Raw genomic sequence first — 12,598 nt, 5'->3', positions numbered from 1 at the left:
AAAGCCCTGTCCTTATACAATTGAATGTTTGGCGAACTGTTCTTTTGCAGTCACCACATCAGCGTTAATCTGAGCAATGAGCGCATCCACTCCGGCAAACTTTTGTTCTTCACGGATAAAGAACAAGAATTCTACTTCTAGGGTCTTATCATAAATATCGCCCGCAAAATCGAACAAATGGACTTCCAGCGATTTTTCTTTATGCTCATTTTCGAACGTTGGCTTAATGCCTACGTTCATTACACCGTAGTAGGAGCGGCCTTCCAATCCTGCTCGTACGCCGTATACGCCATTCTTCGGAACAATATAAGGGGCGTAAAGACGGAGATTGGCTGTTGGAAATCCAATTGTGCGTCCGCGCTTCTCTCCATGCACAACTTTTCCGCGCACACGATATGGCCGACCAAGAAACTGTGTAGCTTCTTTGATTTTGCCGCTGTACAAATATTCACGAATCAGGGTACTGCTGACTTTCTCACCGAATCGGTTGACCGGAGCTACCACATCCACGTCATATCGTCTATTTGCATGTTCTTTAAGTGTGAATACTGTTCCCTTTCCTCTGTGCCCGAATGTATAGTCAAATCCAGCCACCACATGTTTCGGACATAACTGCATGAGGAATTCATCGATGAAGTCTTCTGGATAAATGGCGGCAAATGAGATATCGAAATGGACAACGTAAGCGATGTCCACTCCCATCTTTTTCAGCTGTTCCAGTTTTTCGTCTGTGGGCGTTAAATACTGAGTATATCCGCTTTGACCAAGCACCTCGCGCGGATGCGGGTCAAATGTCATCACGGCGGATTTTACGCCTAACGATTTCGCCACGTCTATCGCTTTCTGGATAACCCGGCGGTGACCGACGTGAACGCCGTCAAAATAGCCCAGCGCAAGCACGCACGATTCGCCTTCAAAATCAGGCGACAGCGGATAATGCAAACGTTGAATTTCCATTTATGTCTCTCCCTCCGGAAACACTCTTACCGGTTTGGATTCCACACCGTTCTCTTTATCTATATATACCACTTCATGCAGTGCAAGAAAAGCGCCGTCCGGACTGTACAGACGAATCTTGTCCCCAACTCTCCAATTGCCCGGTTTACGATGACGCTGGCTAAGTCCGTTGCGCATTGCCTGGATACGGCCGGCCGGAACGATGACAGCCGGATATTGAAGAAGCCCTCTATCGAGCGGATACAGCAGTTCCTGCAGCCGCTCTTCTGCGGCTGCTTCTTCTAGCTGGTCAAATGTCACACACTGTTCGAGTGTAAACGGGCCGCTTTTAATCCGCTGCAAGTACGACATATGAGCCGGATAGCCAAGAGCCTGTCCGATATCCACACACAACGTCCGGACGTAAGTGCCTTTCGAGCAGGTAACGGTAAACGTAACGGTTGGATGCTCTGTATCCAGATCCATTTGTTCGATGTTCATTTCATAAATCGTAATCCGGCGGGCTTTCCGTTCTGCTGTTTTTCCCTGCCGCGCCAGCTCATGCAGCCGCTTGCCATCCACTTTTACCGCCGAGTACATCGGAGGCAGCTGTTCAATATCGCCAACAAAACGATCGAAAGCCTCGCGCACCTGCGTATCGGTAAGCGGCGGTTTGACTATTTTCTCTTCAAGAATCTTGCCGCTTGCATCCTGCGTATCGGTGGATGTGCCGATCGTCATGGTGGCCCGATATACTTTCGGCGTTTCATGCAGATAATCGGCCACTTTAGTCGCCGGACCGATGCAGATTGGCAGCACACCGGTTACATCCGGATCCAGTGTACCGGTGTGCCCCACCTTTTTTGTGCGGGCAATGCGCCGCACTTTCATTACACAATCATGCGAAGTCATGCCCTCTGGCTTGTACAGCGGGACGATGCCGGATAGTCCGCTCATCATTCATTGCCACACTCCCGTAACGCGGCGCTGACTTTTTGCGAAACCGCCTTCTTCACTTCAACAATCGTTCCCGATACCGTACAACCTGCGGCACGTACGTGGCCACCACCACCAAACGATTTGGCAATCGCCGCCACGTCGACTTCACTGCGTGAACGGAAACTGACTTTCACTTTGCCATCCGCCACCTCTTTGAACAAAACGCCGACTTCGACACCTTCGATATTGCGGCCATAATTAACAAGCCCTTCCGTATCTTCATTATTCGCGCCCGTCTCTATCAGATCCGTCAGCGTAACGGTCAGATACGCAGCTTTATCATTATCGGTAAGCTCCAGTGTCTGCAGCGAACGCTGCAAAAGGCTGACATGCGCCTTTGTAATCGATTCAAGCACCCGTTCGGCGATCGCGGCAGGCTCTACCCTGTGGGCAAGCAACTCGGACGCGGCCTCCATAACATACGGAGTCGTATTGGAATAACGAAATCCACCGGTGTCCGTCAGCAGCCCGGTATACAGACAGGTAGCAAGCTCTTTTCCCAGCGGAAGGCCCATATGTTTCACCAGATCGAAAATAATTTCTGCCGTAGCTGCCGCATCGGTCCGCACAAGATTTACCGTTCCGAACAAATCATTTGTCGGATGGTGGTCAATATTGAGCAGTTCGCGCTCCTGCGTAAACCATGCCGCCACTTCCCCGACGCGGGCAAAATCAGCGCAGTCGCATGTAATTATCGTCCCGTATGTAGGATGCTCCGCCCGTTCGGAAGCGTTCAAAATATCATCCGCTCCGGGCAGGAACATGAATTTGGCCGGGGTTTTCCCTTCGTTGACAAGCGTCACCTGCTTGTCGAGCTGGCGTAGAAGCCATCCCATCGCCAGCAAGGAGCCGGTAGCATCCCCGTCAGGATTGACGTGATTCACAACAAGAAAGTGCTGATGCTGCTTTAGAAAACGCGCAGCGGCTTCCAGGGATGCTTTGTACGAGCTCATTGTTTGTCTTCCCCTTTTTCTTCATTAATCTTGTTCAGCAGCGATTCAATGCGACTGCCGTATTCGACGGATTCGTCGAATTTGAACAGTAAATCCGGGGTATGGCGCAGGCGGACGCGACGTCCGATCTCCGAGCGCATAAAGCCCTTCGCTTTTTCCAGCGCTTTTAGCGTATCGGCCTTCTGGTCTTCACCGCCAAGTACGCTAATGAATACTTTTGCCTGGGACAGGTCACCGGACACTTCAACGCCGGTTACCGTTACGAAGCCAATGCGGGGATCTTTAATCTCCCGCTGGATGATTTGGCTCAGCTCTTTTTTAATCTGCTCACCTACACGATTGGTACGAATGTTGCCCATCGTCGTTTCACCTCATTCTGGTTGAACGTGCGTGTTTTAAAATTACTGGGCGACTTCCTCCATGATGAACGCTTCAAGGATGTCCCCTTCTTTAATGTCGTTATATTTCTCGATTGTAATACCGCACTCGTATCCTTGAGCCACTTCCCTTGCGTCATCTTTAAAACGTTTGAGCGCGTCAATTTTACCTTCGTATATGACAATACCGTCGCGAATCACGCGGATACCGGCATCACGCTGAATCTTGCCGTCGGTAACATAACAACCTGCAATCGTGCCGACGCGGGATACTTTGAATGTCTGGCGTACTTCCGCCTGGCCGATAATCTTTTCTTCGTACACCGGCTCAAGCATTCCTTTCATCGCCGCCTCGATTTCTTCTATTACTTTGTAAATGATGCGGTGCAGACGAATGTCCACTTTTTCCGCTTCCGCCGTCGTGCGGGCATTTGGCTCAGGACGAACATTGAAACCGATGATAATCGCGTTAGATGCAGACGCAAGAATAACATCGGATTCAGTAATGGCACCTACCCCGGTATGAATAATATTCACGCGCACGCCTTCGACATCAATCTTCTCAAGCGAACCCCGCAGCGCTTCAACCGAGCCCTGTACGTCCCCTTTGATGATAACATTGATGTCTTTCATTTCGCCTTCCTTGATTTGATTGAATAAATCGTCCAGCGATACGCGTGCCGATGCGCGGAGTTCTTTCTCGCGTCGGCTCGTCGAACGGCGTTCCCCAATCTGGCGCGCCATTTTCTCATCTTCAAATACCATAAATTGATCGCCGGCCTGCGGCACATCGTTCAAACCGGTAATCTCGACTGGCGTGGACGGCGGTGCTTCCTTGATGCGACGGCCTTTGTCGTTGACCATGGCGCGAACGCGACCAAAAGCTGTACCGACAACGATCGGATCTCCAACCTTCAAGGTTCCAGATTGCACAAGAATCGTCGCCACCGGTCCGCGGCCGCGGTCAAGCTCAGCCTCGATAACCGTACCGCGGGCCCGTTTATTCGGGTTGGCTTTCAGTTCCTGCACTTCAGCCACAAGCAGGATCATTTCGAGGATGTCGTCGAGACCTTCCCGTTTCAACGCCGAGACATGGACGAAGATTGTATCGCCGCCCCAGTCTTCCGGTACAAGACCGTGCTCTGTAAGCTCTTGCTTCACCCGATCCGGGTTGGCCGAAGGTTTATCCATTTTATTCACCGCAACGATAATCGGCACGTTCGCCGCTTTCGCGTGGCTAATGGCTTCCACCGTTTGTGGCATCACTCCGTCATCGGCTGCTACTACGATGATAGCGATATCGGTTACTTTGGCTCCGCGCGCGCGCATGGTGGTAAATGCGGCATGGCCTGGCGTATCCAGGAAAGTAATCTTCTTCCCGTGCTTGACTACTTGATAGGCTCCGATATGCTGTGTAATACCACCCGCTTCCGTTGACGTAACATTTGTTTCACGGATTGCATCAAGAAGCGTTGTCTTTCCGTGGTCAACGTGACCCATAATGGTAACGACCGGCGGACGCTCTTCCAGCGTATCCGGCTCATCGATTTCTTCAATATTTTCAAAATCGCTGTAGTCGAGTTCAATCTTCTCTTCCACTTCGATTTCATAGTCAGCGGCGATCAGGTGAATGGTGTCCAGATCTAATTCCTGGTTAATGGTCGCCATTACACCGAGTCCGAAAAGTTTCTTGATGATTTCAGACGGCTGCTTCTTCATTTTTTTAGCAAGCTCGGCTACCGTCATCGAGCCTGAAACCGTAATTTTCTCCACTTTCACTTCCTGCTTCGGTGCTTGCTGCTGCCGGCTGTTCGGGCGTTTCATCGTTTTATTCGGCTCAGACGACTTTTTGTTATCGTCGAAACGCTTCGGACGTGCGTTTAATTTCTGCGTAGTTTTGCCGCGGCTTTGATTGGTGCGGTCTTCACGCGGCGGTTTGCCAGCGGCCGCCTTCGGCTTATTGCCGCCCTGACCCTGCGGTCTGCCGCCTTGACCTTGTGCTCTTCCACCGCCCTGGCCCTGCGGTCTGCTGCTCTGACCTTGCTTTCTTCCGCCACCCTGGCCCTGAGAGTTGCCTCTTCCGGCCTGGTTGCCATTTCTTTGCTCTTGACCAGTACTACTTTGTGCTTTACTGTTCACGTTTCGATTATTTTGTTGTTGGTTTTTTTCCATCTTCCCACTCTTTTCCGTATCACGCTTTTGTTGTTCTTGACCGTTTGCGCGTTGTTTTACCTGCTTCAGGTGCTCTTCTACCTTTTGAATCGTGCTGTCTTCCAATGTGCTCATGTGGTTGTTTACTGATAAATTGAGTTTAGTAAGCAAATTAATCATTTGCTTACTGCTAATCCCAAGCTCTTTAGCATATTCATAGACTCTCAATTTACTCATCTATCCACCCCCGACAGTTATTGGTTAATCAGCTGCGTCAATCGTGCTGCGAAGCCGGCATCGGTCACGCCAATGACAACTCGTTGCTCCTTTCCAAGCGCGGCGCCAAGTGTCAGGCGATCACCATACGTTGTACAAGAAACCTCGTAGCTGCCGCACTTATCTATTACTTTTTTGCGAGTGTTGGGGGATGCATCGCCCGCCAGGATGACCAGATGCACCTGTCCCTGACGAACGGCCTTGATGACCAATTCTTCTCCCGTAATAAGCTTGCGGGCCCGCTGCGCCAGGCCAAGCATCTGCTCCACCTGGTTCATTTGCGTACATACCTCGCAAACTCTCGTTCCAGCTCCTCGTACTTTTCATCCGTTACTTCCGTTTTTAAGGCACGGTTCAGGAGCTTTTTCTTTTTTACAATATCAAATGCCTCCCGGGAGCGGGACACATACGCACCGCGTCCCGACGCTTTGCCGGTAGGATCGATTTTGATCTCACCTTCCGGCGTACGCACGATGCGCAGCAAATCGCGTTTTTCAAACATCTCCCGGGTAGCCAGACATTTGCGCTGCGGAGTTTTTCTCAGTTTCACGAAAACCTACTCCTTTTCATCCGCTGCGTCTACAGCAGCTGCATCGGTTTCAGCTTCGTACGCTTCATCCTGTACAAATGTGTCCTGCTGCTCTTCAGATGCACCATCGGCCGGAATAACAGAAACCGGTTCGCTGTATACGAATCCTTCCTCGGCAGCCTGTGTTTCGCTCTTGATGTCAATTTTCCAACCCGTCAGCTTGGCGGCCAGGCGGGCGTTTTGTCCACGCTTGCCAATCGCAAGTGACAGTTGATAATCAGGTACAATGACGCGCGTTACCTTTTCCCCTTCATATACGGTTACATGCACCACTTTGGAAGGGCTAAGCGCATTTGCGACATATTCAGCCGGATCTTCCGACCACTTCATGATGTCGATCTTTTCTCCTCTTAGCTCCTGTACAATCGTCTGTACACGCATCCCCTTAGGACCTACGCAGGCACCTACAGGATCTACGTTCGGATCTGCAGAGTAGACGGCAATTTTGGAACGGTCACCCGCTTCGCGCGCCACAGATTTAATCTCCACGACACCATCGAAAATCTCCGGCACTTCCAGCTCAAACAAGCGTTTCAACAGTCCCGGATGCGTACGGGACACAAAGATTTGCGGTCCCTTCGTCGTTTTCTCCACTTTGGTGATGAACGCTTTGACCCGATCACCCTGCTTAAATGATTCGTTCGGCATTTTCTCGTTCAGCGGCATCAGCGCTTCGACTTTGCCGAGATCAATATAATAAAATCGGCTGTCTTGACGCTGCACGATGCCGGTTACGATGTCCTGCTCACGATCGATAAACTCGCTGTAAATAATGCCGCGCTCCGCTTCACGGATGCGCTGTGTAACGACCTGCTTAGCGGTCTGCGCCGCGATGCGTCCGAAATCGCGCGGCGTGACTTCCATGTCGATAATGTCATCAACCATGTAGTTCGGGTCGATTTCCTGCGCTTCATCAATTGAAATCTGCGAACGAGGGTCCGTTACCTCTTCTACCACGGTTTTGCGGGCGAATACGCGTACGTTGCCCAGTTCGCGGTTAATATCTACGCGCACGTTCTGCGCGGAATTGAAATTACGCTTATAGCCGGAAACAAGCGCCGCTTCGATCGCTTCAATCAGCACTTCCTTGCTGATGCCTTTCTCTCTCTCTATCTCATTTAATGCTTCAATAAACTCGGCATTCATGATTATCCCTAATCCTCCTTTCAAGTCCTAAAAAACAATCGCGAGACGGGCGCTGGCCACTTTATCGCGCGGAATGACAGCAGTCGTTCTCGCTTCTTTAATCTCCAAATTTTGTCCGTCATAAGAAACGAGTTCGCCTTCAAACACTTTAGCGCCGTTAATCGGCTCATATGTCGTCACGTGTACGTGCTTGCCGACGGCGCGCTCGAAATCTCGCTCTTTTTTCAACGGACGTTCGGCGCCAGGCGAAGATACTTCGAGAAAGTATGCGCCCGGAATCGGATCGATCTCGTCCAGCTTCTTGCTCAGCTTCTCACTGACACGTCCGCAATCTTCAATATCTACGCCGTCTTCTTTATCGATATACACGCGAAGGAACCAGTTGCTTCCTTCTTTCTTGTATTCGATTTCGACGAGCTCCAAATTTTCTTCTTCCAGAATCGGTGCGACCAGTTCTTCGGTCACGGCGATTACATGTTGATTCAAGAACATAGACCCCCTAAGCAAAGTTCAATAGAATCGGCAAGCAAATAAGACGCTTATTTGGCTAAAAGGAAAGAGTGGGTTTCCCCACTCTTTGCGTCATAGCATTACGTATACTTAGTATTACCAAAAAGTATTATAGCATAATCACGAAACCGAGGCAACAACGGCCAAGACTGGAATGAACCCGGTAAATCGGATGTAAGAATCTTCCTTGCTATCCTTTATCTCTCCTGACTCTAAAACAGCGATAGCTGGTTCGTCTCAGGCAGGCTGCTCAGACACCCCTGCTGCTGGAGAAGCTCGATTACGGAACGGGAACAGCGCGCACGCTGCTGCAGGTCTTCGACGGACAGGAATTCCCCTGCCTCACGCGCTTTAACAATGTTGAGCGCGGCGCTCGTACCGACCCCTGCCATTGCATTGAACGGAGGAATAAGGCTGTTCCCGTCGATAACGAACTGTGTAGCATCAGAGCGGTAAAGATCGACATTTTGGAATCGGAAGCCCCGTTCGCACATTTCAAGACACATCTCAAGCACCGTAAGCAGCGCTTTTTCTTTCGGCTGCGCGTCGTTGCCTTTCTCTACAATTTCTTTAATCCGGGCGCGAATCGCGCTCGCTCCCTGTACCGCAAGCTCCACATCGAAGTCGTCCGCCCGCACCGTAAAGTAGGTAGCATAGAAATGGATCGGATAATACACCTTAAAGTACGCAATCCGTACGGCCATCAATACGTAGGCTGTAGCGTGCGCCTTCGGGAACATATACTTAATTTGCTTACACGACCAGATATACCAATCCGGTACGTTGTTTTTCTTCATTTCCTCTTCCATTTCGGGCGTGAGGCCTTTTCCTTTCCGCACCGACTCCATAATCTTAAATGCAAAAGACGGTTCAAGCCCTTTGTGCATCAGATAGACCATGATGTCATCGCGGCAACCAATTACGTCTTTTAACTCGCATGTGCCGTTGCGCACGAGTTCCTGCGCATTGTTCAGCCACACGTCCGTACCGTGTGAAAGCCCGGAAATCTGAACCAGCTCGGCAAAAGTGGACGGACGGGTATCCTCAAGCATCTGACGAACGAATTTTGTACCAAACTCCGGTACGCCAAGCGTTCCAACATTACTGTCAATCTGTTCCGGCGTTACACCCAGCACCTCTGTACCGCTAAAAATCTTCATGACTTCCGGGTCGCCAACCGGGATCTTCTTCGGATCGATCCCGGTCAAATCCTGCAGCATCCGAATGACCGTCGGATCGTCGTGCCCCAGAATATCAAGCTTCAGCAAATTGTCATGAATGGAATGGAAATCATAATGAGTCGTGCGCCATTCCGCTTCCTTATCGTCCGCGGGATACTGAATGGGGCAGAAATCATAAATTTCCATATAATCAGGCACAACGATAATGCCACCCGGATGCTGCCCCGTCGTTCGCTTAACGCCTGAACATCCGGCGGCGAGGCGGCTCATTTCCGCACTGCGCCAAACTTTTCCTTTTTCTTCGGCGTACTTGCGAACGAAACCATAAGCCGTTTTCTCTGCCACCGTACCGATGGTACCGGCACGGTAAACATAATCTTCTCCGAACAGCACTTTCGTATAGTTATGTGCGTGCGGCTGGTACTCCCCGGAGAAGTTCAGATCGATGTCGGGAACCTTGTCCCCTTTGAAGCCAAGGAATGTTTCGAAGGGGATATCATGCCCATCGCCCGTCATCGGAATGTTGCAGGTCGGACAGTCTTTCGGAGGCAGGTCGAATCCGGACCCGTATTCCCCTTTCGTAAACCATTCACTGTGTTTGCATTTCGGACAGCGGTAATGCGGCGGCAGCGGATTCACCTCAGTAATCTCTGTCATCGTGGCAACGAACGATGAACCGACCGAGCCCCGGCTCCCGACCAGATAACCGTCATCGATTGATTTCTTTACCAGCTTGTGTGAAATCAGATAAATAACCGCAAAACCGTGTGTAATGATGCTGTTTAATTCTTTCTCCAGACGCTTCTCAACAATTTCCGGAAGCGGTTCTCCATACAATTCTTTCGCTTTGTTGTAGCTCATCGAACGAATTTCTTCGTCCGCGCCTTCAATTTTCGGCGTATACAAATCTTTCGGAATAATTTCAAGCTCTTCGAACCGGTCCGCAAGCATATTCGGATTTATTACGACGACTTCTTTCGCTTTTTCCTCGCCCAAGTATTTAAACTCTTCAAGCATCTCCTCCGTCGTGCGGAAGTGGGCATCCGGCTTATATTGGTCTTTAAGCGGACTAAAGCCGGTGATGCCATGGATGAGGATTGTGCGGTAATCCTTCTCGTACGGATGCACATAATGTACGTTGCCTGTCGCAATGACCGGAATATTCAGCTTCTCACCGATTTCGACAATCTTGCGGTTGGCCTCCATCAGTGCGGCTTCGTTTGGCACAAGCTGCTTTTCAATGAGATGGCGATTAATCTCAATCGGCTGAATCTCCAGCACATCATAGAAACGGGCCACCTCTTCCGCTTCTTCTGGACTTTTATTGAGCACTGTTTCGAAGAGCTCGCCCTTTTCGCACCCGGAACTAATCAACAGGCCTTCCCGGTGTTTTTGAATCTGCGCCCGCGGAATACGCGGCGTCTTGTATAAGTACTCCGTATGGGACAGAGAAATAATTTTGTATAAGTTTTTCTTGCCGACCTCATTCAAAGCATAAATATTGCAGTGAAACGGACGCGAATTCTGCAAATCCAGACCGACATGGTTGTTCAACTCATTTAGATTGGTAATCTCCCGCTCCAGCACATCTTTTAACATATAGAAAAAGACATGGCCGGTCGCTTCTGAGTCGTCAACGGCCCGGTGGTGGTTTTCCAGGCTAACGTTAAACTTGCCCGCCAATGTATTAAGTCGGTGGTTACGCATGCCCGGATAGAGAAAACGGGCCAATTCGAGCGTATCGAGGAACGGGTTCTCCATCAGCGGCAGTCCGACCTGTTTGCAGCTTGCATGGAGAAAGCCCATATCGAACTTGGCGTTGTGCGCTACAAGTACCGCGTCGCCGACGAAGTCGACAAATTCGCGGATAACCTGTTCAAGCTCCGGCGCGTCTTTAACCATGTCGTCTGTAATATTAGTCAACTGTTGAATGTTGAGCGGAATCGGTTCATGTGGGTTGATGAACGATTCATAGCGCCCGATGATTTCACCGTTCTTCATCTTGACGCCGGCCAGCTCGATAATTGTGTTATTGACGACAGACAAACCGGTTGTCTCCACGTCAAAAATAACGTACGTATCGTCAGCCAGCAGTCGATCCTGCGGCTGATGAACGATGACGGCCGAGTCAGGCACGACGTTCGCTTCCATACCGTACAAAACTTTGATCCCGTGTTTTTTCGCAGCTGAAAATGCCTCGGGAAATGCCTGGGCAACTGCATGGTCAGTGATGGCAATCGCTTTGTGTCCCCATTCGGCCGCCTGTTTAATCAAGCGCTCAGCTGATGCGATGCCGTCCATCGCGCTCATGTTCGTATGGCAGTGGAACTCAACCCGCTTTTCTTCCGCATTGTCCATCCGGGATGCCGATGGTTTGATTTGAATTAAATCTTTCGCCATCATAACCAGTTCACGTGCGAATGTGTCTTCCTGAATCGGGCCCCGCACACGGAGCCAGATGCCGTTTTTAATTGCCGAAAGCTTCGGCACATCGTCTTTATCACGGGCAAATATCTTCACCTGCAACGAATCCGTATAATCGGTAATGTTGAACGTGCACAGCGTACGGCCGCTGCGTAGTTCGCGTATTTCCGCACCAAAGACCAGTCCTTCGATGCAGGTACGGCCCATTTCTTCTTGAATCTCGCAAATAGAAATGGACGGTTCTTTGATGTCGTATCCGATTTGCAGCACGTCCACCGCTGCTGCCGCTTCTTTGCTAGCTTCGACTTTTTCCTTTTCTTTCTGCTTCTCCAGCAGCGCTTCCATCGCGCGGCTACGATCTTCCTCTTCCCGCTGCTCAACAAACTGCTGGTAGGTTTCTTCGTTTTGCGCTACATGATAGGTGACCGGAAGCGACTCCCCGCATAGCTGTTTCATTGCACGAACGATCCACTCGTCTACCTGACGCTGTTTCATTTTCTCAATGGCAAATGTATCAAGCACGCCCAATTTTATTTTATTGTCCGTAACTTCATAAGTCGCCTTTTTTAAATACGTAGATGTCGAATTGATATGCGGTGAGACCCTTTCAACAATCAACGGCCAATATTCTTTTATGAATTCCGGCATCGACACAGGGCGAACGTACCGCATGTCGCAATCGACCGCAGCGATGTTTTGAAATGCCTGTACCAGTTTGGCATAAAAAGCCTGGTATATGTTCAACGGAAGCAGTTCGGGAAGCTGCAGGAAGAAATGCCAGCGTTTCTCCTGGCGGTATACTTCCACTTTCTCAATAAGACCGCCGGAAAAATATTTTTCGACAAACTCAGGCGGAATGGCCAATTGCTGAAGCAAAAGCCCGAAGCGTTCTTGCTTCACCGCGTCGTTTTCCATACAAACAAGCACCTTCCTCCCGAAAAAAATAATGCGGAGAAGAAGGAAAAGAAAGAAGAGAACGAAAGGATGATTTCAATGAAAAAAAGGCGAACGCCTTTTTCTTCTCTGAATCCTCTTCTCTTCTTTCTTTCCTCCTGA

General features: G+C 50.1%; 10 protein-coding genes. All 10 read right to left on the bottom strand.

What is annotated here, in order from left to right; all coding sequences use genetic code 11:
• Positions 1–12: 12 nt before the first annotated feature.
• The 10 genes from ADA01nite_RS05560 to ADA01nite_RS05515 all read right to left on the bottom strand — a co-directional run bounded on the left by ADA01nite_RS05560 (position 13) and on the right by ADA01nite_RS05515 (position 12,457).
• Positions 13–957 carry a bifunctional riboflavin kinase/FAD synthetase gene (locus tag ADA01nite_RS05560; RefSeq protein WP_146808964.1) on the bottom strand — a complete coding sequence of 315 codons (945 nt, stop codon included), beginning with the start codon at positions 955–957 and terminating at the stop codon, positions 13–15.
• Positions 958–1,896: a tRNA pseudouridine(55) synthase TruB gene (gene truB, locus ADA01nite_RS05555; RefSeq protein WP_246147233.1), complete on the bottom strand. Its 939-nt coding sequence runs from the start codon at positions 1,894–1,896 to the stop codon at positions 958–960.
• Entirely contained in the window at positions 1,893–2,888 is a 996-nt protein-coding gene (locus ADA01nite_RS05550; RefSeq protein WP_146808963.1) for a DHH family phosphoesterase, read from the bottom strand. Before ADA01nite_RS05550 ends, truB begins: the two co-directional genes overlap by 4 nt.
• A complete protein-coding gene (gene rbfA / locus ADA01nite_RS05545; RefSeq protein ID WP_146808962.1) occupies positions 2,885–3,247 on the bottom strand; it encodes a 30S ribosome-binding factor RbfA in 363 nt (120 codons plus the stop codon). Before rbfA ends, ADA01nite_RS05550 begins: the two co-directional genes overlap by 4 nt.
• A gap of 42 nt (positions 3,248–3,289) precedes the next feature.
• Positions 3,290–5,653, bottom strand: a complete 2,364-nt coding sequence (gene infB, locus ADA01nite_RS05540; RefSeq protein WP_146808961.1) for a translation initiation factor IF-2 — start codon at positions 5,651–5,653, stop codon at positions 3,290–3,292.
• A gap of 17 nt (positions 5,654–5,670) precedes the next feature.
• Positions 5,671–5,970, bottom strand: coding sequence for a YlxQ family RNA-binding protein (locus ADA01nite_RS05535; protein WP_146808960.1), 300 nt, complete (start codon positions 5,968–5,970; stop codon positions 5,671–5,673).
• Positions 5,967–6,242 (bottom strand): RNase P modulator RnpM, encoded by a 276-nt coding sequence (rnpM, locus tag ADA01nite_RS05530; RefSeq protein ID WP_218029535.1) that lies wholly within the window; start codon positions 6,240–6,242, stop codon positions 5,967–5,969. The genes ADA01nite_RS05535 and rnpM overlap by 4 nt, the downstream gene beginning before the upstream one ends.
• Before the next feature lie 6 nt (positions 6,243–6,248).
• Entirely contained in the window at positions 6,249–7,427 is a 1,179-nt protein-coding gene (gene nusA / locus ADA01nite_RS05525; RefSeq protein ID WP_146808959.1) for a transcription termination factor NusA, read from the bottom strand.
• Between the two features lie 27 nt (positions 7,428–7,454).
• Positions 7,455–7,919: a ribosome maturation factor RimP gene (gene rimP / locus ADA01nite_RS05520; RefSeq protein ID WP_146808958.1), complete on the bottom strand. Its 465-nt coding sequence runs from the start codon at positions 7,917–7,919 to the stop codon at positions 7,455–7,457.
• A 230-nt stretch (positions 7,920–8,149) separates the two neighbouring features.
• Positions 8,150–12,457 carry a PolC-type DNA polymerase III gene (locus tag ADA01nite_RS05515; protein WP_146808957.1) on the bottom strand — a complete coding sequence of 1,436 codons (4,308 nt, stop codon included), beginning with the start codon at positions 12,455–12,457 and terminating at the stop codon, positions 8,150–8,152.
• Positions 12,458–12,598 lie beyond the last annotated feature (141 nt).

The organism is Aneurinibacillus danicus, from assembly GCF_007991215.1.
GTDB classification, from domain to species: domain Bacteria; phylum Bacillota; class Bacilli; order Aneurinibacillales; family Aneurinibacillaceae; genus Aneurinibacillus; species Aneurinibacillus danicus.
This window is presented reverse-complemented; position numbering and strand designations above follow the sequence as displayed.